This is a genomic window from Spirosoma lacussanchae, from assembly GCF_005870035.1.
In the GTDB taxonomy this organism is placed as follows: domain Bacteria; phylum Bacteroidota; class Bacteroidia; order Cytophagales; family Spirosomataceae; genus Spirosoma; species Spirosoma lacussanchae.
Genome location: NZ_SWJG01000001.1, coordinates 2,429,595 through 2,452,053, shown reverse-complemented (window position 1 = coordinate 2,452,053; position 22,459 = coordinate 2,429,595). Strand labels below are relative to the sequence as shown.

The 22,459-nt window shown below is 55.9% G+C and carries 19 protein-coding genes; 11 read left to right on the top strand and 8 right to left on the bottom strand.

The annotated features are described in order from the left end of the window. The first annotated feature begins 50 nt into the window (after positions 1-50). On the top strand, positions 51-653 hold the full coding sequence (locus FBR45_RS10135) for a CAP domain-containing protein (RefSeq protein ID WP_138501671.1): 603 nt from the start codon (positions 51-53) through the stop codon (positions 651-653). A gap of 90 nt (positions 654-743) precedes the next feature. On the opposite strand, the gene FBR45_RS10130 is transcribed toward FBR45_RS10135, so the two are convergent. After that, complete coding sequence (locus tag FBR45_RS10130; protein ID WP_129601697.1) at positions 744-1,298, bottom strand: RNA polymerase sigma factor; 555 nt, start codon at positions 1,296-1,298, stop codon at positions 744-746. Between the two features lie 245 nt (positions 1,299-1,543). Continuing rightward, positions 1,544-3,037: a capsule assembly Wzi family protein gene (locus FBR45_RS10125; RefSeq protein WP_171044863.1), complete on the bottom strand. Its 1,494-nt coding sequence runs from the start codon at positions 3,035-3,037 to the stop codon at positions 1,544-1,546. Between the two features lie 361 nt (positions 3,038-3,398). Between FBR45_RS10125 and FBR45_RS10120 the strand changes: the two genes are divergently transcribed. The 8 genes from FBR45_RS10120 to rplT all read left to right on the top strand — a co-directional run bounded on the left by FBR45_RS10120 (position 3,399) and on the right by rplT (position 10,412). Beyond that, positions 3,399-3,971, top strand: a complete 573-nt coding sequence (locus tag FBR45_RS10120) for a DinB family protein (protein ID WP_077920966.1) — start codon at positions 3,399-3,401, stop codon at positions 3,969-3,971. Between the two features lie 73 nt (positions 3,972-4,044). Beyond that, the gene (locus FBR45_RS10115) at positions 4,045-4,482 is read left to right on the top strand and encodes an EVE domain-containing protein (RefSeq protein ID WP_138501669.1); all 438 of its coding nucleotides are present in this window, start codon (positions 4,045-4,047) and stop codon (positions 4,480-4,482) included. Positions 4,483-4,522: 40 nt separating this feature from the next. Then, positions 4,523-5,437 (top strand): class I SAM-dependent methyltransferase, encoded by a 915-nt coding sequence (locus FBR45_RS10110; protein WP_138501667.1) that lies wholly within the window; start codon positions 4,523-4,525, stop codon positions 5,435-5,437. A gap of 9 nt (positions 5,438-5,446) precedes the next feature. Further along, positions 5,447-6,748, top strand: a complete 1,302-nt coding sequence (locus tag FBR45_RS10105) for a tetratricopeptide repeat protein (protein WP_246082176.1) — start codon at positions 5,447-5,449, stop codon at positions 6,746-6,748. Positions 6,749-6,911: 163 nt separating this feature from the next. Beyond that, positions 6,912-8,855, top strand: coding sequence for a threonine--tRNA ligase (gene thrS / locus FBR45_RS10100; RefSeq protein ID WP_138501665.1), 1,944 nt, complete (start codon positions 6,912-6,914; stop codon positions 8,853-8,855). A 197-nt stretch (positions 8,856-9,052) separates the two neighbouring features. Continuing rightward, the gene (infC, locus tag FBR45_RS10095; protein ID WP_077920962.1) at positions 9,053-9,610 is read left to right on the top strand and encodes a translation initiation factor IF-3; all 558 of its coding nucleotides are present in this window, start codon (positions 9,053-9,055) and stop codon (positions 9,608-9,610) included. A 145-nt stretch (positions 9,611-9,755) separates the two neighbouring features. Next, complete coding sequence (gene rpmI, locus FBR45_RS10090; protein ID WP_077920961.1) at positions 9,756-9,950, top strand: 50S ribosomal protein L35; 195 nt, start codon at positions 9,756-9,758, stop codon at positions 9,948-9,950. Positions 9,951-10,067: 117 nt separating this feature from the next. Then, positions 10,068-10,412: a 50S ribosomal protein L20 gene (gene rplT, locus FBR45_RS10085; RefSeq protein WP_077920960.1), complete on the top strand. Its 345-nt coding sequence runs from the start codon at positions 10,068-10,070 to the stop codon at positions 10,410-10,412. Positions 10,413-10,521: 109 nt separating this feature from the next. On the opposite strand, the gene FBR45_RS10080 is transcribed toward rplT, so the two are convergent. Beyond that, on the bottom strand, positions 10,522-10,992 hold the full coding sequence (locus FBR45_RS10080; protein WP_246082175.1) for a nuclease A inhibitor family protein: 471 nt from the start codon (positions 10,990-10,992) through the stop codon (positions 10,522-10,524). A gap of 110 nt (positions 10,993-11,102) precedes the next feature. On the opposite strand from FBR45_RS10080, the gene FBR45_RS10075 reads away from it, so the two are divergent. Next, positions 11,103-11,639 carry a DUF937 domain-containing protein gene (locus FBR45_RS10075; protein WP_138501663.1) on the top strand — a complete coding sequence of 179 codons (537 nt, stop codon included), beginning with the start codon at positions 11,103-11,105 and terminating at the stop codon, positions 11,637-11,639. A 266-nt stretch (positions 11,640-11,905) separates the two neighbouring features. Further along, a complete protein-coding gene (gene dnaK / locus FBR45_RS10070) occupies positions 11,906-13,834 on the top strand; it encodes a molecular chaperone DnaK (RefSeq protein WP_138501662.1) in 1,929 nt (642 codons plus the stop codon). A gap of 78 nt (positions 13,835-13,912) precedes the next feature. Here dnaK and FBR45_RS10065 read toward each other — a convergent pair whose 3' ends face one another. From FBR45_RS10065 to FBR45_RS10045, 5 genes are all read right to left on the bottom strand, one after another. Then, positions 13,913-15,067, bottom strand: coding sequence for an LLM class flavin-dependent oxidoreductase (locus FBR45_RS10065; RefSeq protein ID WP_138501659.1), 1,155 nt, complete (start codon positions 15,065-15,067; stop codon positions 13,913-13,915). A 16-nt stretch (positions 15,068-15,083) separates the two neighbouring features. Next, positions 15,084-16,370: an APC family permease gene (locus tag FBR45_RS10060; protein WP_171044862.1), complete on the bottom strand. Its 1,287-nt coding sequence runs from the start codon at positions 16,368-16,370 to the stop codon at positions 15,084-15,086. Continuing rightward, positions 16,367-18,034: a M28 family metallopeptidase gene (locus FBR45_RS10055; RefSeq protein ID WP_138501657.1), complete on the bottom strand. Its 1,668-nt coding sequence runs from the start codon at positions 18,032-18,034 to the stop codon at positions 16,367-16,369. The genes FBR45_RS10060 and FBR45_RS10055 overlap by 4 nt, the downstream gene beginning before the upstream one ends. 69 nt (positions 18,035-18,103) lie before the next feature. Continuing rightward, a complete protein-coding gene (locus tag FBR45_RS10050; protein WP_138501655.1) occupies positions 18,104-19,546 on the bottom strand; it encodes an amino acid permease in 1,443 nt (480 codons plus the stop codon). Between the two features lie 210 nt (positions 19,547-19,756). Then, positions 19,757-22,408 (bottom strand): M14 family zinc carboxypeptidase, encoded by a 2,652-nt coding sequence (locus FBR45_RS10045; protein WP_212748617.1) that lies wholly within the window; start codon positions 22,406-22,408, stop codon positions 19,757-19,759. Between the last annotated feature and the right edge of the window lie 51 nt (positions 22,409-22,459).

The following is a 22,459-nucleotide window of genomic DNA, read 5'->3' as shown; positions in this document are numbered from 1 at the left end:
ACCAGAGCGGTAGAGCTACCGTTTAATCAATAAATCCAACTATATATTTTATGAAGTTTTCCTACCTCTTCGCTACGGCAGTCATGGTTATGGCTACAGCAGCGTGTCAGTCCGATCGGGAGTCGGCGCAGGTGCCGGCTCCTGTTTCGTCTTCAGTCTATACCGAAATAAACACGGGCCAAACCACCGGCCCTGCCCCAGATCTGGCCGGGGCACGTGCTGCAGCCGCCAGCTCTGCCCAGCAGCAGGAAGTCCTGACCTACATTAACGTAGCTCGCTCCAAACCCTGCCAGTGCGGCACCACAACGTACCCCGCCGTGCCTGCTCTCACGCTGGATAGCCAGCTAAATTCCGCTTCGGATAAGCATGCGCTGGATATGGCTACCTACAACTATTTCAGCCATACCGGACGTGACGGCTCGCAACCCTGGGATCGGATGACCCGGGAGGGGTACATATGGCGGGCCGCCGGCGAAAATATTGCGGCTGGTTACAGCACCACCCGGGCGGTAGTTGATGGCTGGCTGAAGTCGCCGGGCCACTGTCGCAATATCATGAGCGCCAACTTCAAACAGGTAGGGGTGGGGTATGCCTATTCAGCGACCAGCACCTACCGCCACTACTGGGTAACTGATTTCGGTACCCGTAGGTAGTAACCGCCAACGAAACCTATCCGTGCCCGGAGGCTGCGGATACGGATAGGTTTGGCTAAACAGGTAACCGAATTCTTCTGCAGGAATAATTTACAGGTAATGAGCGTCATACAGACGCCGGATTTTGTCGCGGGTGCGTTTCAGGCGCATTTTTACCGCGCTGTCTTTCAGCGCCAGCTGGTCTGCAATGGATCGGATATCCAGCCCTTCTTCGTACTTAAGCCGAAGCATCTGGGTCTCCTGGGGCGAAATGGTACCCATCACCTGAGCCAGCTGCTGAAATTGAGTTTCAATCAGTTCGTGATCCGAACTGTCTGCCAGTTGATGCTCGTCGTCATCGTCCAGCGCAACGGTTACCGTACGGTGGGCGTACCGAAGCTGGTCCATACAATAGTTGTAGGAGATGGAATACAGCCAGGTTGAAAAGGTAGAGTGCTCGCGGAAATTGCCGAGGTTTCCGTACACCCGCAGGAAGATGTCGTGGGTGAAATCTTCAGCCTTGGTAGAGTCTTTGATCAGCGAAAGACACCGGCGGTACACTTTGCTGACGTACCGATTGTATAGGGTTTCGAAATAATTGTTCTGCTGGGTGTGCAGATACATACGGATAAGTTCTTCATCTTTTAGATGTTGGTGTTTAGCCATGACAAATAAAGTATATTGAGAATAAGGTTAGCAGTGGGCGCATTAAGTGATCAATATGAGCTGATTAGATACAGAATCGACCTTAGACAATTACTATACCTAACAGCACTTTCATTCACTGTCAGTACGCTTATGCACAGAAAAGTAGCCGTTTTAAGTAAAACTTTAGATACTCTAAGGATAGATTAGACTAAAGATTTATTATTCGGTTAGTCTATAAAATAGCTTACAAACAAAAAGGAAAGTCAGCGCCCGAACTGAGATTCTTTCCGGATACCAACGTAAAATCCGAGGCTATTGTAGTAGAGATCGCCTGCATCAAGGGCTACCGCCATCGAAGCGGTCACGCCGTTGAGAATATAGAGTGGGGCCGACACGGTCAGCGCCGACGAAAACTGACGCAACGTCTGAGCAAAGGGTTTTTCATAAGTGCCCTTATTCGCGCTGTAAGACGCCTTCACCTGAAACTGAAAGAAATCCAGTACCTGCCCCGACAGACCGATGTGCATGACGGATACCCGATTGTTGTTGGTGAACCCGTACAGGGGCAGACCGGTGCGGCCATCTCCCGAGGGAGTGATGAAGGGCGTGCCGATGGTCAGCCCGTAACGCGACCAGCCGTCCTGGTACTGAGAGTGGTTGAAGTAGTTGTCCCGGCCGCGCTGGAATGGATTATTGCTGAACACCGCTCCCCCCTGATTTTGTGTATACAAATACTCGAGCAAGACGTCCTGAATCTGGAGGCCGTCGGGATTCAGGGGCCGTCGGTTGCGGATGCGGAGGCCGTGTAACCCATCGCGAATATTGATCAGGTAAAACAAAGACCCGTCTTCATAGATGCTCTGGCGATACGCAAAGACTGAAAAGGAGCGGGCGGTGTACTCGAACCCCACATCTACCGTGCCAAGGTGGTTGCCAATCCGGTTTTCGCGATCAAACTGGCTTACCCGATTGGTGTCTACATTGGTTCGGGCGCCCAGGGTGCTTCCCATTACGGCGTCGAGGTAGTCACTGAAGGTAGCGGGTAACTGCTGGTTTTTAACCAGAGTGCCTGGCAGTCGTTCGGTATTCCCGCCCCACATGACCTGGTGGTTGAAGCCGCCGTACAGTTTAAGTCGCCAGGTGGGTTTCCCCAAACGCAGGTAGAGCGCCTTCTGGTGCAGCATGGCATTTTTGACGAATCGATCGTTCTCGAACCAGCCGTGGTTATAAAAGCCTTTCAGGCTGATCAGCCCGCGTCGGGGGGTGAACTCCGGAATGCCGAACTGAAGATTCAACATCGGTAGCGCGTTGCCCGAAACCGCATAGGAGCCTGAGGAAAGAGTCGAATCTGCCAGTCCGCTCGTTGTTCGCCGACGACCGCTCCAGATTTCAAACGCCCCTAGTTTAACCTTGACATACGCTTCGGGGATCAGCAGTTTGTAAGCATAACCAGCGTTGAAGACCGCCTGAACGCCCCAGCCCCAGTCAATCCGTTTATTCACCGAACGGATGCTATCCAGCATATTGCCGGGTGGCCGGTCATAATCGACCCGCAGCGTTTGCCGGACGGTCATGATAGCATGTTCGCGCGGAACAATCCCGAACTGGTTGGCCCGTAACCAGAAGGGGGTAAGTCCGGAGGTTGAAAAATAGCTTCCGGCCTCGGTATCTAACCGGAGCGGCTTGGTAAACTGACCTGAGCAGTTAGCAAGCCCCAGTAGAAAACAGACAAGTAAGCGTAGAAACGAAGTCATCATCGGTAGGCCTGTTCAGTTGAGTCGCGGGGAGCTTCCCAGGGTCACATCCGGTGAAAGAACCTGTTGCTAAAATCATGCCCAACCACAATTATTGCCGATCGGGGGCTGCCGGTGCCTAAACCAACGAACCGGCAACCCTCAAATAGAGCGGTCTCAGGGCGGCATTTTTTCAGAACCCGTCAATATTAACTTACCTTTGCGGGACAAATTGCCGATCGGCCCGTCTGCAGCGAGCACCTGACGATGGGCGACTGTGGTTGATTTGACTGATTTATAAAGGTAAACCAACAGAGTAAGGCACTTCGTGTTATACCTACGGTTGGCATTACAACTCTGAAGCACTACGACACAACTAGAAAAGATGGTTCCTAACGACGAACTCATACGCATTATCGACTTACTCAACACCACCTACGAGAGTGAGGAGGCCTGGCATGGCCCGTCGGTGGTGGAGGCCCTGCGGGAAGTAACCCCCGATATGGCCGGGCGACGGATTAGCCCTAATACCCATACCATTGCCGAACTGGTTTTTCATATGACAAGCTGGCGGATTTTCTGCGTCAAGAAGATGCAGGGCGATGCGACGTTTGATATAACCACACCGGAGAAAAATTTTGGCGCCCTCCCCGATAAAATCGATGATTTTGAGTGGGAAGCGCTCGAAATGGAACTCAGCCTGAGTCAGGAAGAGCTAATCAACGAACTCGACAAACGAGATGATGACGAGTTTCTGGAAGACATTGTACCGGGGCGTGACTATACTTATTACGACATGCTACACGGTATAATCAACCATGACCTGTATCATACGGGACAGATCATGATACTCAAGAAAGCACTGGCATTCAACCGGGCCGGATCGCGCTACGAAGACGACGAAGATCAATACGGATCGCCCTTTGGCAGCAGCTCCGAGCACGACGATTTTTATTAATAACAACCGCCGGGTTGTCAGCTGATCCTGCCTGCAGGATTGCCGGACAACCCGGCTTTTTTGTGATTGCGCCTTGAACTACTGGCTCGTAAAATCAGAACCGGATGCGTACGGATGGCACCATTTTATCGCACAGGGACGTGCCATCTGGGATGGTGTCCGTAACTACCAGGCTCGTAACAACCTAAAGGCGATGCGGGTAGGAGATCCTGTCCTGTTTTATCATAGTGTAACCAAACCCGCCGTAGTTGGTCTGGCGACGGTTGTCCGCGAAGCCTATCCCGACCCAACGGTTGCTGATGATCCGGCGCAGACTAAGTTTGGGTGGGTGGTCGTCGAGCTGGAGCCCGTTCTGCCGTTTACAAGCCCCGTCTCGCTGGCCCAGATCAGGCAGGAACCCCTACTGGCCAATATCGCACTGATCAGGCAAGCCCGCCTGTCGGTGATGCCTATTCGTTTCGATGAATACGAGCTGATTCTCGCCCTGGGCCAGCAGAGCCCGGTCCAGTAATGGGGCGTCGGCTTCATCGTTTTCCGTTCACTTCTTTCCTATGCAACTCATTACTCCTGCGCCCTGGTCGTCGTATGAACTGATCGACTCCGGCGATTTTTATAAGCTGGAACGCTTTGGGGATTTCGTGCTGGCCCGGCCCGAACCCCAGGCTATCTGGGATAAGTCGTTGAGTGACGACGAGTGGGAACGGCGTGCCCATGCTATTTTCCGGCGTGACCGGCAATCGCCCGAACGGGGCGACTGGCAAACAACGCCTGATATGCGTGACCCCTGGTTCGTAACGTTCCGGCAGAGTGGCCTCAACCTCAAGTTTAAGCTGGCCCTGACAACATTTAAACACGTGGGTATTTTTCCCGAACAGGCCGATAACTGGGCGTACCTCTACCGGGCCATTCAAAACATGGATACAGACCGGCCCAGGGTGCTGAATCTGTTTGCGTACACCGGCGGGGCCTCACTGGCGGCCCGGCAGGCCGGCGCTGACGTGACCCACGTGGATGCGGTTAAGCCCATTATCAGCTGGGCGAGGGAGAACATGGACCATAGCGAACTCGACAATATCCGGTGGGTAGTGGATGATGCGGTGAAGTTTGTCCGGCGGGAAGGGCGCCGGGGCAATCGGTACAACGGCATCATCCTGGACCCGCCTGCCTACGGGCGCGGACCCGATGGGGAGAAATGGGTATTGGAAGAACACCTGAACGACCTGCTTAAAGCCTGTGCCGACCTGCTCGACCGGGATAACTTTTTCTTCATCATTAACCTGTACTCGCTGGGGTTCTCCTCGCTGATTCTCGACAACCTGATGCGGCAGACGTTTGGGGAGGTGCCGAATGCCGAATGGGGGGAGCTGTTTATGGATGATGCCTACCAAAAACGGCTGCCACTGGGCGTTTTCTACCGATTTGCGTCCGTACCTTTGTCGGCAGGCGTTACCGCCGGGCTTGACTGAGCCATTCCGGTGAAAAAACTAAGCATCATACCCCCACAAAAACAACGAATCAACTGGCTGATAAACCGGCTGGGTGGAGGTCGTTTGCGGGGTTACGGCTGGACCAGTACAAGTCTGGCCGTTCTGCTCGTCGGCATCCTGTTGGGCGGCTGTGACAGCGACAACCGGCAAACGGCCCACATTCCTGATTTTCCCAAGCCTGACGATAGCAGCCGGGTAGAGGGGGCACTGCGGGCACTGACGCGGGCTATCAATGCCTCATCACCAGCCTCCGCCTACGCCAAGCGCGCGGTGGTCCTGCTGGCGCTCGGCCGGGTGAACGATGCGCTGGCCGATATTAACGAAGCAATTGAGCGGAACAACAACGCGGGCATCTACTACCTGACCCGGGCTAAAGTGCTGCGGGAACTGCAAAAACCGGCCAATGCGTTGGACGATGCGCAGCGGGCCGAAATTCTGGGGGTCAACACACCTGAGTTGTACACACTGCAGGGGGATCTGCTCCAGCAACAAAGTCAGTACGATAAAGCCCGGCTATACATCGCCAAAGCCCTGCAGATGGCCCCCTACGATGGCGAAGCGTATTTCTTCAACGGCCTAATGGCGGCCAAACAGGGAGACACGGCGCAGGCGCTGGCGTTGTATCAGCAATCGCTGCGTCTCAAACCCCGGTACCTGGAAACCTATAATCAGCTGGCGTCCATTTACCGGACGCTCGGCAATCTGGACGCTGCACTGACCTATAGCGGACAGGCTATCCGGTACTTCCCCAACAACGCCCGCCTTCAGTACGGGCGGGGCCTTATCTACCACACGGCCAACCGGCCCGATAGCGCGCTGGCCTGTTATTTGCAGACCATTAAATTGCAGCCTGCCTATTATCAGGCTTATTTTCAGGTGGGTCTCATCAATCAGAAGTATCGGAATCATTACGAGGCCCTGGCAAACTACCAGAAAGTGCAGCAGCTGAGGCCGCAGTTTCCGCGCATCGACACCTACATCGGGTACTGTCACGAGCAGATGGGGCAATATGAACAGGCGGTTGCGGCCTATACCAAGGCGACCCGGCAAAATCCGGCAGACCGGCAGGCCGCAGCGGGTCTTTGGCGATCGCAGCGACGCCAGTATGCCGGATCATACAACCCACTATTTTTGCCGAATACACCAGCCGAGCCGGTAAACGTAGAACAGAAGCGAACGGAACTGGATACCAGCCGGGTCCGAATCTCGACGATTCAGCCGAAAGCCAGGGTGTCGGTCAGCGAAAGCGACTCGCTTCGGCGGGCCGTCAAGCCCATTGGGCCGAATTAATAAATACTGTTCGGGCCACTGGGCTGTGCTGACTGTATCGTGATCAGCAAATCAGTTAACGGGGGGACGGACAAATCTGGACTAGACTATGTTACATGCATAAAGTAAGTAGCCTACAGTTGTAGGTAGGCTGCGGGTACCATCTATAAACCAATTCAATCCAATGATTGCGCAGGACGAACAAATCCGCGTGACGCTGCCCGATGGGAGCGTACGGCAATACCCGAAAGGCTCTTCCGGGCTGGATATTGCCACCCAGATCAGCGAAGGGCTGGCCCGCAATGTGCTGGCTGCCAAAGTAAACGGCAAGGTACAGGACGCTACCCAGCCCATCAACGAAGATGCCAGCGTACAGCTGCTGACCTGGAACGATGCCGAAGGAAAAGCCACTTTCTGGCACTCATCGGCGCACCTGCTGGCCGAAGCCCTGGAAAGTTTGTACCCCGGCGTGAAATTCGGGATCGGCCCGGCGGTAGAAACCGGCTTCTATTACGACGTTGACCTCAACGGACAGCCCTTCTCGCAGGAGGACTTTAAAAAAGTTGAGGACAAAATGCTGGAACTGGCCCGGCAGAAGCAGGATTACATCCGCAAGCCGATGAGCAAGGCCGATGCCATTGCCTACTTTGAAGAAAAAGGAGATCCCTACAAGCTCGACTTGCTCGAAGGACTCGACGACGGTACGATCACATTCTATACACAAGGTCAGTTCACGGACCTGTGCCGGGGGCCGCATATTCCGAACACCGGGTTTATAAAGGCCGCCAAGCTGATGAATGTGGCTGGCGCTTACTGGCGCGGCAACGAGAAAAATAAGCAGCTGACCCGCATTTACGCCGTTACCTATCCCAAACAGAAAGAACTCGACGAGTATCTGCATCTGCTGGAGGAAGCTAAAAAACGGGACCACCGTAAGTTGGGGAAAGAGCTTGACCTGTTCGCGTTTTCGGAGCGAGTGGGAGCTGGATTGCCCCTGTGGCTGCCCAAGGGTACGATGCTGCGCGAACGGCTCGAAAATTTCCTGCGCAAAGCCCAGATCCGCGCTGGTTACCAGCAGGTGGTTACGCCCCATATCGGCAGCAAGCAACTGTACGTAACCTCGGGCCACTGGGATAAATACGGCGAAGATTCGTTTCAGCCCATCAAGACGCCCGATCCGAATGAGGAGTTCCTGCTCAAGCCCATGAACTGCCCGCACCACTGCGAGATCTATAAAACCCGTCCGCGCTCCTACCGCGACCTGCCCCTGCGGCTGGCCGAGTTCGGTACGGTTTATCGCTACGAACAGTCGGGTGAATTGCACGGGCTAACCCGCGTACGGGGCTTCACCCAGGACGATGCGCATATTTTCTGTCGCCCCGATCAGGTGAAGGACGAGTTCATGAAAGTAATTGACCTGGTTCTGTACGTGTTCAAGTCACTTGGCTTCTCCGATTACAGCGCCCAGGTTTCGTTGCGCGATCCGGAGAACAAGGCTAAATACATCGGTTCGGATGACCTCTGGGAGCGGGCCGAATCGGCAATCATCGAGGCTGCGGCCGAGAAAGGGTTGCGGACCGTTACCGAATTGGGTGAAGCGGCTTTCTACGGCCCTAAACTTGATTTTATGGTTCGTGACGCTTTGGGCCGCCGGTGGCAGCTGGGTACCATTCAGGTCGATTACAACCTGCCGAATCGATTTGAGCTCGAATACATCGGCGCCGACAACCAGAAACACCGGCCCGTTATGATTCACCGGGCGCCATTCGGATCGATGGAGCGGTTCATTGCTATCCTGATCGAGAACACAGGCGGTAACTTTCCGCTCTGGCTTTCTCCCGATCAAATCGCCATTCTGCCGATATCCGAGAAGTACGAAGACTATGCCAACGACCTGTATTTCACCCTCCAGGAGCACGACATCCGGGGCTTCGTGGATCTGCGTGATGAAAAGATTGGCCGTAAAATCCGCGATGCGGAAGTGAACAAGGTACCGTTTATGCTCGTTGTAGGCGAGAAGGAAGCTGCTGAAGGAAAAGTATCGGTCCGGCGGAAAGGGCAGGGCGATCTGGGAAGTATGAGCATAGCCGAGTTTGTAGAAACCTTCCAGCAGGAAGTGAAAGTATAAACGCGAAAACCGGGTATGACGACTGACAGGATGGTTACCTTTCTGTTAGTCACCATACCCGGTAGTATAAAAACGATTTACCCGGCTTCGGTAAGCGAAGTAAACTTGCGTAGCACCCGTATTTTCAATACTTTCCCGAACTTTTTGGTAGCGCGTACGTTATCCAAGCGATTTCAAAGTCACACTAAACACAATATATGGCATTACCCCAACGCAGACCACCCCGTCGCGTGGTTGAAGAACCCTACAAAGTCAATGAGCGCATACTGGCCCGCGAAGTGCGGGTGGTCGGTGAAAATGTAGAGCAGGGAATCTACGATATTAATAAGGCGCAGGCGATGGCCAAAGCCCAGAATCTCGATCTGGTCGAGGTGTCGCCCAACGCTGTTCCGCCCGTTTGCCGTATTGTCGACTACTCCAAGTTTAAATACGAGCAAAAGAAAAAACAGAAGGAAATCAAGGCGAATGCTACCAAGGTCGTGATCAAGGAAATACGGTTCGGCCCAAATACAGACGACCACGATTTTGAATTTAAACTCAAACACGCCATCAACTTCCTGAAAGAAGGCGCCAAGGTGAAAGCCTATGTGCAGTTTGTAGGCCGGGCCATTGTATTTAAGGACCGCGGTTTTCAGTTGCTGGAGCGATTCTCGAAAGGACTGGAGGAATACGGTAAGGTAGAAGCCGAGCCTAAGCTCGAAGGAAAGCGCATGAGCATGTTCCTGGCTCCCAAAACGGTAGTTCCGAAGAAATAAACGAATTCAGTTTTCAGAACAGATCCCCACCCGGTAGGCTGTCAATACGGCTTTGCGAGTGGAAGATATAGACTGAAAACTGAATTTTTTTTGTACCTTTGCGGCCTGTTTACTTATTTTTTTCTCTACTAAGCGGTTTACGACAATGCCAAAAGTAAAAACCAACTCAGGTGCCAAGAAGCGGTTCAAGCTGACCGGTACCGGAAAAATCAAGCGGAAGCACGCCTTCCACAGTCACATTCTGACGAAAAAGACCACCAAGCAAAAGCGTAATCTGGTCCATGATACGCTGGTGTTTCCCGCCGACGAGCGTCGCATCAAAGCGCTGCTGAACGTCTAAGGACAAAAAGGATGCAGGTGCATCCTGGTTTCACGTTTCACCCGATGCCCGGCCTATAAAGTGAAGGCGTATTGATAGATACACTACTTCCGCCGGTCGTCAAAAAACAAAAAAATTATGCCACGTTCCGTCAATCACGTTGCCTCACGGGCGCGTCGGAAAAAAGTAATGAAGCTGGCCAAAGGCTATTTTGGTCGGCGTAAAAATGTTTGGACGGTAGCTAAAAACGCCGTCGAAAAAGGATTAGGGTATGCCTACCGCGACCGTCGTGCCAAGAAGCGCGATTTCCGTAGCCTGTGGATTCAGCGGATCAACGCTGGCGCCCGCATCAACGGGATGTCGTACTCGGCGCTGATGGGTGCCCTCAATAAATCAGGCATCGAACTCAACCGGAAGGTACTGGCCGATCTGGCTATGAACCACCCCGAAGCGTTCGCAGCTGTTGTAGAGCAAGTAAAGTAAACAGACCTGAAGAAAACGAAACCCCGGTGATGAGCCGGGGTTTCGTCGTTTATACCCTTTCGTTTAATGTGCGTTCATCGTCGGTTCAGGCTGAAATGGCCTATACAGTTTAGGTTTGAACGACTTTCGTGTGGATGCCGGTTCGCTGGCCAGAGGGCTCCCGGCCCAGGAAGAAAACGTCCATTTCCATCTCACCTACGTAAAAAACCTGACAGACCGTTAGCTCACCTTCCAGAAACTGACGAAGCTGCTGAAAGCGAGCCGTTCGGGCTTTTTCGTCGTCTGTATGCCAGTCCTGCTCCGTCACCACGGGGTCCCAGAAATCAGTTGCCGGCCGCTCCTCAACATAAACGGCTGGTGGCAGCATTTGCCAATCCTTGATTTGACTGACCGTTAACGGCGTTTCCTGCTTCAGGTAGCAGGAAACCGGCTCAATAGGCTCATCGGATTCGCTGGGGTAAAACAAGTCGGTAACCAGCGGGTGTAGCGCCTGCTCGACGGTCGTTTTATCGGCTGATCCGTCGTTACGTTCGGGCGTGTTGTTCGTCATAAATAGGCTTTTGGCACTTAACAGAACCATCGGGCAAAAGTATAACACGTTGACGAAGTAAGGTAGCCGGTGTTTCGGATCAGGTCGATAAAAAACTGTTCGGCTCCTTTTGAGTTCAACCCAATAAAAACTTTACAGACATGTTTGAAACCCTTATGAATCTGGTTCAGCAGCAATCTGGCCAGGCAGTCGTGAATAACCCGGCTATCCCCAACGAACAGAATGATTCCGTTATGCAGACGGTAGCCAGCAGTATCCTGAGCGGTCTGGGCCAGCAGGCTCAGGGTGGTGGTCTGGGTAATTTACTCGGGATGGTTGTGAATGGGGGCGGTAATGTGCAGGCGAATCCGGTAACGGGCGATGTTCAGCAGCATGTTGAACAGAATCTGATGCAGAAGCTGGGTATTTCGCCCCAGGTGGCTATGTCGGTGGCTTCGGCCGTTGTGCCGATGGTGCTGGGTAAACTGATGAATAAAGCCGCCGACCCCAACGACAGTAGCGTGGATGGCAATAGCATCCTGGGTGCCGCCACGGGTAAGCAGGGTGTCGACTGGATGGGCATGGCCGGTTCTGCCATGGCCGACGGCAAACTGGATATGAACGATCTGCTGCGCGTTGCGGGTCAGCAGGGTGGTGGTCTTGGCGGTATGCTGGGCGGCCTATTTGGCGGGCGATAAAAACACTGAACCCATCGCGAGGGCTCAGATCGTATTCATTCGGTCTGAGCCCTTGTTGTTTTCGTGGGGCAGCCGATTATTCCTGACAGGAAATGAGGCACCCCGTGGCACAGGCCCGCCATTCTGGCCCACAATCTCGGCATTTGCTGTCAATCTGACAGCAAATCAAACAAATTTCCCGGCTGGCATTTCTATTGATAGTATGAGTTCGTCTGTCAGCATTCAATTGCAGCAAGAAAGAAACTAAACCAAATAGAATTGGTATCATGGGAAAAATTATTGGTATTGACTTAGGCACCACAAACTCGTGCGTGGCCGTGATGGAAGGCAACGAGCCGGTCGTGATCCCGAACAGCGAAGGAGCCCGTACTACGCCCTCGGTGGTCGCGTTTATGGACAACGGCAACGGCGAACGCAAGGTCGGCGCTCCGGCCAAACGCCAGGCCATCACCAACCCGACAAATACGATCTCATCCATCAAGCGTTTCATGGGTAAACGCTATGGCGAAGTATCGAACGAAATAAAAAACGTTGCGTATGACGTAGAAAACGGCCCCAACTCGACCCCCCGCGTTCGGATTGGCGACCGTCAATATACACCCCAGGAAATCTCGGCTCTGATCCTTCAGAAAATGAAGCAGACCGCCGAAGATTATCTGGGCCAGACCGTGACCGAAGCCGTCATCACTGTACCAGCGTACTTCAACGATGCCGAACGGCAGGCCACCAAAGAAGCGGGTCAGATTGCCGGTCTCGACGTAAAACGCATCATCAACGAGCCTACCGCAGCCGCACTGGCTTACGGCCTCGACAAGACCGATAAAGATCAGAAGATCGCCGTCTTCGACCTGGGTGGTGGTACGTTTGATATCTCGATCCTGGAACTGGGCGATGGTGTGTTCGAAGTAAAATCGACCGACGGGGATACGCACCTCGGGGGGGATGACTTTGACCAGGTAATCATCGACTGGCTCGCCGACGAGTTCAAGAAAGACGAAGCCATCGATCTGCGTCAGGACCCTATGGCTCTGCAACGCCTGAAAGAAGCCGCCGAAAAAGCGAAAATTGAGCTGTCGAGCTCTACGTCGACGGAGATCAACCTGCCGTATATCATGCCGGTAAATGGTATCCCCAAGCACCTGGTCCGTACGCTGAGCCGGTCGAAATTCGAGCAGCTGGCCGATTCGCTGATTCAGCGCTCGCTGGAGCCTTGCCGTAAAGCCCTGAAAAATGCTGGCTTGTCGGCGGGCCAGATCGACGAAGTAATCCTGGTCGGCGGATCGACCCGAATCCCGAAGGTGCAGGACGAAGTAGAAAAGCTCTTCGGCCGCAAACCGTCAAAAGCCGTAAACCCAGACGAAGCCGTAGCCATTGGGGCTGCTGTACAGGGTGGCGTACTGACGGGTGAAGTGAAAGACGTGCTGCTCCTCGACGTGATCCCGCTCTCGCTGGGTATCGAAACGATGGGGGGGGTGTTTACCAAAATGATCGAGGCCAACACGACCATCCCGACCAAGAAATCGGAGGTGTATTCGACGGCGTCGGACAACCAGCCCAGCGTAGAAATCAACGTACTGCAGGGCGAGCGCCCCATGGCGCAGCAGAACCGTCAGTTGGGTCGCTTTATCCTGTCTGACATTCCGCCCGCTCCCCGGGGTGTACCCCAGATCGAAGTGACCTTCGATGTTGACGCCAACGGTATTCTGAACGTAACGGCAAAAGACAAAGGAACTGGTAAAGAACAGAAAATCCGGATTGAAGCATCGAGCGGTTTGACCGACGCAGAAATCAACCGGATGCGCGAGGAAGCCAAAGCCAACGAAGCGGCCGACAAAGCCGAACGGGAAAAGATCGAGAAAGTCAACGCGGCCGACTCGATGATCTTCCAGACCGAGAAGCAGCTCAAAGATTACGGCGATAAGCTCTCGGCCGGCAACAAAACCGCCATTGAAGACGCACTGGCCGGTCTGCGTACCGCACATGGTTCGCGCGACGCAGCTGCCATCGATTCGGCCCTTGAAACGCTGAACAATGCCTGGGCTGCCGCTTCGCAGGAGCTTTACAACGCAACTAACGGGCAGGGTGCCCCGACAGACGGTGCCGGTTTTGACGGCGGAAACGCCAACCCCGGTGCTGGTCAGGGTCAGCCAACCGATGGCAACGTCTCGGACGTACCATATGAAGAAGTGAAATAAAATCCGGAACGATCCGGGTGACTGATGTAAAAGCCCCCGCCAGCACTGGCGGGGGCTTTTTAATTGGCGTGAAGACAATTACTGGCCTCCCGGAGGGGCTTCCCTGGGTTCGGGTAGGCGTCCCTGCAAACGCGAAAGGGTTGCGTTGGGCAGATAGGGAAGCACGAGCCGGGCTACATAGTCGGCCTCGTCGAGTAGGGGGTAGCCAGACAGGATGAAGGCCCGCATGCCCATGTCCATGTATCGGTTCAGTTTGTCGATAATCTGCTCCGCACTACCGACCAGTGCTCCACCCGCCCCCGACCGGGCTTTACCGATATCGGTCCACAACAGGGGTTCTACAAACCCCTCGGCATCGGCTTCGGTACGTAGCTCATTCTGCCGACGTACGCCCAGCGACCAGGAACTTTGGGACGCGTTCTTCATCGCAGCCCCCCGCACCGGGTCAAACTTTGACATAATATGCCGCGACCAGGCCCTTGCTTCGGCTTCGGTTTCCCGCACAATAACGTGAACCCTCAGCCCGAAATCGACCTGCCGCCCGTAGCGGGCCGCGCGTTGCGAAACGTCCTGCATATTGGCATACAGGCTTTCTTCTTTTTCGGGCCACATCAGAAACACATCGCAGTATTGGGCACAGACTTCCCGGGCGCCGTCGGAGGTGCCTCCGAAATAGAGCAGGGGGCCACCATTCTGCTGGTGTGGCCTGATTGGATCGGTAGAGAGGGAAAGTTTACCATAGACGGGCCCGTCGTGCTCGATGCGGTCGGCGGTCCAGGCCTGCCGGAGGATTTGTATGGTCTCGGCGCAGCGCTGGTAGCGCAGTTCGGCATCTTCCTGATAACCGGGCAGGTCGGAGTTTATGATGTTAATCGTGAGTCGCCCGTTCAGCATGTGATCGAGCGACGCGAGCGTACGAGCCAGCATGGGCGGGTGCATCTCTCCGCATCGAATGGCCGTCAGGAGGTTGATCCGCTGCAGATCAGGTGCTACCCCCGCGGCAAAGGGAACAACCTCCTGACCAGGCATGTAGGAAGTCGGGAGCAGGAGATTGCTGAAGCCCAGGCGTTCGGCCGCCAGCGCAATATCACGACAATGGGCGAAGGTGGCCCGGGCCGGGTCGCGAACGCTCAGGAATTCAGTATCTTCTCCGCATAGGTCAGAGAACCAGGCTACTTCGCAGATGCGGTCAGCCGTACGGATCGGTATAGGAACGATGGGTTGGTCAAGCATAAGATTTACAGAAATATTAGGCCGATCGCATCCGCCAGTAGATGAGTAGGCCAACCGCCCCGGCAATGGCTACATCACGGGCTTCCCGGCCCGAGCTGTTACTGAGCAGCCAGCCACACAACAGGACCGCCACGCCCGAAACCAACCAGCCTCCCACTACCCGGAACTGGGCCAAAGGCACATCCTGACGCCCACGAAGAACGGGGAGGGCCGCACAGGTCAGCGCAAAATAGGAAAGCCGTATAAGTGTACTGAGAGTAAGCGCGTACAGAAAGGTACCGGTAACGGCCAGCAGAAGCTGACTAATGGCTGTGATGAGAATAGCCACGTAAGGGGTTCGAAAGCGGGAGTGGGTGCGGGCGAGCCAGCCGGGTAGCTGCTGTTGCTCGGCCATCGCAAATAATAGCCTCGGCCCGGTCAGCATGAGGGCGTGGAGTGTGCCAAGCGCCGTCAATAAGGCAACTATGGTGATGAACAGCGCCCCGGCCGGTCCCACAAACTGCCCCGCAGCGTCGGACAGGGGGCGCTCCGACTGCGCCAGATTCGGCAAGGTGCCGATGCAGACAACCTGTACGGCCATGAACAACACCGCCACGGTACCGATCGACACCAGCAGCGCCACCGGAACGGTTCGCTGGGGCTGCTGAACCTCGCCCGACGGGATAGCCGCTACATCGAAGCCGGAGAAGGTGAAAATCAGTAGCAGAACCGCCTGCGAGAAAGGGGCATAGTCAGGAACACCGGCAAACCGGAAAGCCGCCGGATCGATGAAAAACAAGCCAACCACTGCAAAGGTACCGATCACGACCAGCTTGCTGACCGTAAAGATGGTGTTGACCCGGGCGGATCGCTGTACGCCGATGTAGTTCAGCGTTGCCAGCCCGGCAACCAGGGCCGTCATTAGCCCGGTGCGCTCCCAGCCTTCGGCCAGCTCGGGACGGAACAGCGCAGCATAACTCACAAACAGATTGCAGATCGACGCGAAGCTGGCCACCCGCGACAGCCAGAACAGCCAGCCCACCTCGAAGCCGACCAGGGGCCCGAAGGCAATCCGGCTGTACAGATAGGGCCCTCCCGTACCGCTGAATCGGCTACTGACCTCGGCAAAACAAAGGATAATCAGAGTAACCACGGCCGCACTGACGCCATAGGCCAGCAGGCTCCAGGTGCCCACCAGGGCATACAGCCGGGCTGGCAGGCCCAAAATCCCCGCGCCTATGGTAATGTTGATGATCAGCGCAATGAAGTCGAACCGACTGATGCCCCGCAGCAAGCCGGATTGGCTGGCTCCTGAACGACTCACCGGACAGCCGCGTTGGTGCCAAACTTGGTGCCGAAAAAGTCGCCTTCGTTCCAGACGGGCCGGCTGTCGGACTGGGCGGTCAGGTAGCCGATCAGGAACTGGAGCTGAACATGCCGGGCGGCCGCGTTCCAGTCGAAGGGCTGGTTCATGTCATCCTGCGGGGTGTGGTAGACCGTAGCGCGCCAGTCGAGGTTCAGCTTCGTCCCGTCGCGGTCGTCGCCGGTGGTGGACCCGCTCTTGATGTAGATGGCCGGTATACCCTGTCGGACAAAGCTGAAATGATCCGATCGCATGAAGACTGCCTGTTCGGGAATCGGGTCTTTGGCGATTTTTACCCCGACAAACTGGGCCGCTGCGTCCACGGCTCCTTTCATACTCGAATGCTCAGAACCATAAGGAACGATGTCGAGCAGCGGATGGAAGAAAAACGGCATGTCGAGGCAGAGATTCGCCACAATACTGGCTTTGGGGATGGTGGGGTTGCTGGCAAAATAGTCGGAGCCGAGCAGGCCCATCTCTTCGCCGGTTACGGCCACGAACACGATTGACCGGCGGGGTTTTTTCGGCAGGGATGCAAACAGCCGGGCTGCTTCCAGGTTGATCGAAACGCCCGATGCATTATCGTGTGCGCCGTTATTGATCGAATCGCCTTTCACGACCCGGCCCACGCCCAGGTGGTCGAGGTGGGAGACGTAAACGACATACTCGTTCCGGAGCTTCGGATCGCTGCCCGGGAGCATACCTACGATGTTTTCGCCGATCAGGCCGTCGTTGAGGTCCGTCTGGGTACGGGCGCGTACGGATAGGTTGAGCGGAAAAGCCTGTGGCTGACTTTTGTTGGCCGCGAGCCGGGCTTCTTCGAAGCTTTTGGTACTATTGGCGAACAGCGAACGAGCCGTTGAGTCGCCCAACGACGCGATGACCCGCAGTTGCGGAAAAGTGCGCTGGGTCTGCCCCTTAGGGTCGGTCCAGCGGTAGATAGCCTGTCGGTTGCGGGGCGCGTTGGACTCGATCCGCGCCCGCACATCGGTGGGCAAACTAAAAGTTATCAGGCCAACGGCGCCCCGGGCAGCAGCTATCTCCTGCTTGGCCGAACCCGTATAGGCCCGCTGGTTAGATGGAAAGGTGGCCGGGGCGCCGTTGAAACAGGCTACGATCTTACCCCGCACGTCGATACCGGCGTAATCGTCATAACCCAGCTCCGGAGCCGATACTCCGAAGCCGACAAAAACGACTGGTGCGGATACCTCGCTGGTGGCCTGCCCGAAGTTGAGGCTTAGAATAAAGTTTTTGCCGTAGGTAAGCTGTTGGTCGCGGCCGTTCTGAATCAGGGCCATCGTGCTGGCTTCTTCCCGAACCTGTGCTTTACGGAGGGGAACGGCCTGTCGGAACGTGCCGCGCTGGCCGGCGGGTTTAAAACCCAGCGTTTTAAACTGGCTTTCGACATACTGAGCCGCCAGTTCGAAGCCGGGCGTGCCTGGTCGGCGACCCGCCAGTTTGTCGTCGGACAGGTAGCGCATGTGCGCTTCGATGGCCTCAGGTCGAACCTGACGGGCTGCCTGCTGGGCTTCATTAGGAATGGTGAGCGGAGTAGTCTGGGCCGGAGCCAGCTGAAAAAGCCCCAGCTGGACACTGAGGGCAAGGGCAATGCGATGTCCTTTCATAAAGCGAGTTGATGTCGGGTGGCGGCAGGCGGACTGCCGCCGATCACGAAAGATACTAAAAAGCCCGTATCAGGGTGCTGTTGCCGTCAGTTTGCTGCGTTTACGGCCATAAGTGTAGTAGATAACCAGCCCGATGGCCAGCCAGATAATCAGCCGAAGCCAGGTATCGCCGGGAAGCGAAAACATCATGACGGCGCAGGTAATGATGCCGAGTATGGGTACCACCGGCACCCAGGGCGTGCGGAAGGCGCGGGGTGCATCGGGTTGTTTTTTGCGCAGGATCAGGACGCCCAGGCATACCATGACAAACGCCAGCAGGGTACCGATACTGGTCATTTCACCCACTACCCGAATGGGCACAAAGCCGGCAAACAGGCCGATGAATACACAGAGCAGCACGTTCGATTTCCAGGGCGTACGGAATCGGGGATGAACCTGAGAAAAGGCGCTGGGCAGCAGGCCGTCGCGGCTCATCGAGAAAAACACCCGCGACTGCCCCAGCAGGTCGACCAGAATGACCGAGGTGTATCCGATCAGAATAGCGCCGATAATCAGCTGGCCCAGCCAGGGGTAAGGGGTTTTGTCGATGGCGATGGCCACGGGGGCCGCGCTGTCTTTAAACTCGGTATAGTTGGCCATCCCCGTCATGACATAGCCAAAAACCACGAACAGAATGGTACAGACAACCAGCGAACCAATGATACCGATGGGCATGTCGCGCTGCGGGTTACGGGCTTCCTGCGCCATGGTCGCTACAATGTCGAAGCCAATAAAGACAAAGAAAACGACACCCGCTCCGCGTAGTACTCCACTCCAGCCGTACTCGCCGAACGTTCCGGTGTTGGCGGGTATGTAGGGCTGATAGTTGGCGGGGTCGATGTAGTTCCAGCCAATGGCAATGAAGACCAGGACCACCAGCACCTTCAGTACGACCACGATGGCGTTGAACAGGGCCGACCCCGAGGTGCCGCGCACGATAATGCTGGTGATCACCACCACGATCAGCACGGCGGGCAGGTTGACCAGGCCCGATACTACCGACCCATCGGCTCCGGTAGCGGTTTCGAACGGCGAAAGCATCAGCTGAGGAGGCAGATGTAACCCGAAGGTGCCGAGAAACCGGTTCAGGTACTGCGACCAGCTAATGGCCACCGTAGCGGCTCCGACCGAATATTCGAGAACCAGATCCCAGCCGATAATCCAGGCAAACAGCTCGCCCAGGGTGGCGTAGGCGTAGGTATAGGCACTGCCGGCCACGGGTACCATGGCCGCAAATTCGGCATAACAGAGCGCACTGAAGGCACAGCCTACAGCGGCAACAACAAAGGAAAGGGTAACGGCCGGGCCGGCATGATTGGCCGCAGCGATACCCGTCAGAGAAAACAGGCCGGCGCCGATGATGACACCGATGCCGATAGCAACGAGATTGAACGCGCCCAGCGAGCGTTTGAGGGTCTGCTCTCCGCTTTCGGCGGCTTCCTGCCGAAGCAGGGCAAGCGATTTTATACGCATATACTGAAGAATGTTGATGAGCCGCCGGGGCGGTGTTGTCGGCTTCGTACCAGGTTTGGCGAAGCTGACTATCCGGGCTGATTGATTAAACCCCGAAACAAAGGTACTCCTATCAGTGACTACCCTCTACCGAACGACCAGGTTCAGCAGAGGGTAGTAGGATCGATGCAGGGCCGGGGACATATGGATGGTACGCCCCCGGCGGATGAATCAGTTCTCTTCTTCGCTGATGGGCAGGCCAACGGGTGTGTTCACCAGTGGGCCAAAGAGTACGGCGTTCAGAAACAAACGCGACGTACCGTGCCAGTAAGAGCGGAACGCCGGGTTATCGGCAAAAAGTACTACCCGACCCTGTCCCTCCGGACTCACCACGATGGCCGCCGAGTTGTTGATCTTTTTCAGGTTGTCTTTGGAGACATAGCCACTTACGAGCGAATTCGGGCTGTATTTAGCCACGGTGTTGTACGGACTGCTGCCTGATTTGAGTAGGGTGGTCCCGTTGCGGAACACAAAGATCTTCCGGTCCGACAGCCCGAAACCAATAGGATGGGTGATGTCGAGGTCGGCCGTGTAGATAGATCCGGCAACGGCTTTAGTGCCTTCCCGTTCGGCTACGCGGCCAAAATCAGCTCGTTCGGTTGAACGGGTCGTATCGGGCCGGGCCGATGCCAGCAGGTTTTCGCGGGTGAGCCCCTGCCTGACCGCCCACTCAGAAGCGGTTTTGGTCGTGATCAGGGTTCCGCCGTTCTCTACCCAGCTTTTCAGCTTGCTCACCAGCGATTTGTCGAGGCTGTTGTATTGACCACCTACCAGCACCACCGTGTTGTACCGGTTCCAGTCGACCCGGTTCAGGTTGCCGGGATCGAGCTTGCTGACCGGCAGATTCAGCTGATCACTGAGCAAAAACCAGACTTCGCCAGCTTCGGACGGGTTCACGCCGGGTCCGGCCAGCAGCGCTACCTCCGGCTTGCGCAGTGCCCGGATGTTGTTGCTGCCCAGGTCAATACCTTTGGCGTTGAAACCAGTCGAAACCCCGGTAAAGGTGACGCCCGTCCGCTGGCCAACGCTGCTCAGCAGGCTGACGAGTGAGTCGGCCGTAAGCTTCTGACCGGCTACTGGAATGACGATCGAGCCCGCCTGGAAATCGGTCTGCATCGACTCCCGGGGAAGCGACTGAGCGCCCGAACCGCCCGGACGGCTCGGTGGGTTAATACTGAAGGACTTCAGCGCTACTTTGGTCAGTACACCGGCCTGTTGCAGCGCCGTCAGCGCCTTCGACGAATGGTAGTCTGACCAGTTCAGCAGATACGCGTAGGGTGACGGGCCGCCTGCCAGCCCCCCCTGCACGGGTTTGAGCGTCTTGATCGGTTCGCCGGTTGCCAGGGCCGCGTCTTTGAGCTTGGCGTAGGGGAGTCCATAGCCATGAATCAGTGACCAGCCCGTAACGTCGTAAAAAACACTGTCGTGGAATGTCGTTACCTCCTCAAAAATGGAGTGGACCAGCCGGTAGTTCGGCTGAGCGGTAGGCACCACATAGGCGCGGCCGGGCTCGAAGGTTCTGCCGCCCGCCGTTGTTGTCTGTTTCAGGTCGTAAAAGCGGATGTTATGCCGCAGAAGCAGATCGGCGAAGCGGTTAGTCAGGTTCGGGTCGGCGGCAGCCCCGAAAACATAGGATTTGGTAGGGAACTTCTGCGCATCGGTCAGGGCAGACGCAAAAAAGTCGCGCTGATGCCGCAGATATAGTTCTTTCTCCTCAACGGCGCCCTGTACCGCAGCCAGTCCCGTACGCAGGTGATTGCGGATCGTGAACGGAAATGTGACGACCCCGTTGCTGCCTTCCTGCGCCAGCCCTCGCGAACTGCCCACTTCGAAGGTAACCCCCACGCCCCCCGTAAAATCGGGATAGGTCGATCCATAAATGGGCGACAGGTTGTCAAACTGCTCTTTGGTCCAGTAGAGTGAACCGATGCCGTCGAGAGCCCGCGCAAAATATCGGGCCAGTCGCACGTTCAGCACGTCGTAGGTGGCCCGGGGGATCAAGTCGTTTTCCGTACTGAAGGGTTTCGAAGGTTCGAAGTAATACGTACTGCTGGTACCCATTTCGTGAAAATCGATCATCACGTTCGGGAGCCAGTCCTGGTGGAACGTCATCCGGTTGCGGCTCTCTATGTGGGCCAGCGGCAGCCAGTCGCGGTTGAGGTCGTTGAGGTAATGGTTGAACCGACCGTTGGGCCAGCCTTCATTGTGCTCGCGGTCGAGGGGGTCGGTCACCGGCGGAAACGATTTGTGCTGGTTGAACCATTGCGTGGCCCGGTCGCGGCCATCGGGGTTTTCGGCAGGGTCGAGGGTAACGACGGCTTCGCTGAGCCAGCGGGCTACGTCGGGGCTAGTCGAGGCCGTCAGGTAATAGGCCGTCAGCAGAGCGGCTTCGCTGCTCGAGCTTTCGTTGCCGTGTACGGTATAGGCCAGGTGAACAACAACCGGCAGCGCGGCATAGCTGGGAGTGCTGGCTTTGGGATCGGCCAGTTGCAGGTGCTGCTGCCGGATCGATTCCAGATTTTTCTGGTTGGAGGCCGAGGTGAAAAAGGCAATCACCTGCGGCCGCTCTTCGTAGGTTTTGCCGATAGACTGCAGGCTGACTTTGTCCGAGAGTCGATCCAGTTCCTTGAGGTAATCGACAATGCGGTCGTAGCGGGTAAAATGGGAGCCGATAGGGTAGCCCAGAAACTGCTCGGGGGTCGGAATGGCCGGGTCGAAGGCGGCTTTGTGATCGGCGAAGTAATAGCTGCTCTGGGCGATGGTCGGTTGGGTGACCGACAGTGAGCCCAGTAAGGCCATGGCCAGTAGGTACGGTTTGCGCATAGTGGGTAGCTTATCAGGTGAGGTTGGGTGGCCCGGCACCGGCCAAACTGG

Excerpts from the sequence above, each read along its gene's own strand:
- FBR45_RS10045 (WP_212748617.1), bottom strand. The coding sequence starts at position 22,408 with ATGCGCAAACCGTACCTACTGGCCATGGCCTTACTGGGCTCACTGTCG.
- FBR45_RS10050 (WP_138501655.1), bottom strand. The coding sequence starts at position 19,546 with ATGCGTATAAAATCGCTTGCCCTGCTTCGGCAGGAAGCCGCCGAAAGC.
- thrS (WP_138501665.1), top strand. The coding sequence starts at position 6,912 with ATGATTGCGCAGGACGAACAAATCCGCGTGACGCTGCCCGATGGGAGC.
- dnaK (WP_138501662.1), top strand. The coding sequence starts at position 11,906 with ATGGGAAAAATTATTGGTATTGACTTAGGCACCACAAACTCGTGCGTG.
- infC (WP_077920962.1), top strand. The coding sequence starts at position 9,053 with ATGGCATTACCCCAACGCAGACCACCCCGTCGCGTGGTTGAAGAACCC.
- FBR45_RS10135 (WP_138501671.1), top strand. The coding sequence starts at position 51 with ATGAAGTTTTCCTACCTCTTCGCTACGGCAGTCATGGTTATGGCTACA.
- rpmI (WP_077920961.1), top strand. The coding sequence starts at position 9,756 with ATGCCAAAAGTAAAAACCAACTCAGGTGCCAAGAAGCGGTTCAAGCTG.
- FBR45_RS10075 (WP_138501663.1), top strand. The coding sequence starts at position 11,103 with ATGTTTGAAACCCTTATGAATCTGGTTCAGCAGCAATCTGGCCAGGCA.
- FBR45_RS10130 (WP_129601697.1), bottom strand. The coding sequence starts at position 1,298 with ATGGCTAAACACCAACATCTAAAAGATGAAGAACTTATCCGTATGTAT.
- rplT (WP_077920960.1), top strand. The coding sequence starts at position 10,068 with ATGCCACGTTCCGTCAATCACGTTGCCTCACGGGCGCGTCGGAAAAAA.
- FBR45_RS10080 (WP_246082175.1), bottom strand. The coding sequence starts at position 10,992 with ATGGTTCTGTTAAGTGCCAAAAGCCTATTTATGACGAACAACACGCCC.
- FBR45_RS10055 (WP_138501657.1), bottom strand. The coding sequence starts at position 18,034 with ATGAAAGGACATCGCATTGCCCTTGCCCTCAGTGTCCAGCTGGGGCTT.
- FBR45_RS10065 (WP_138501659.1), bottom strand. The coding sequence starts at position 15,067 with ATGCTTGACCAACCCATCGTTCCTATACCGATCCGTACGGCTGACCGC.
- FBR45_RS10125 (WP_171044863.1), bottom strand. The coding sequence starts at position 3,037 with ATGATGACTTCGTTTCTACGCTTACTTGTCTGTTTTCTACTGGGGCTT.
- FBR45_RS10110 (WP_138501667.1), top strand. The coding sequence starts at position 4,523 with ATGCAACTCATTACTCCTGCGCCCTGGTCGTCGTATGAACTGATCGAC.
- FBR45_RS10120 (WP_077920966.1), top strand. The coding sequence starts at position 3,399 with ATGGTTCCTAACGACGAACTCATACGCATTATCGACTTACTCAACACC.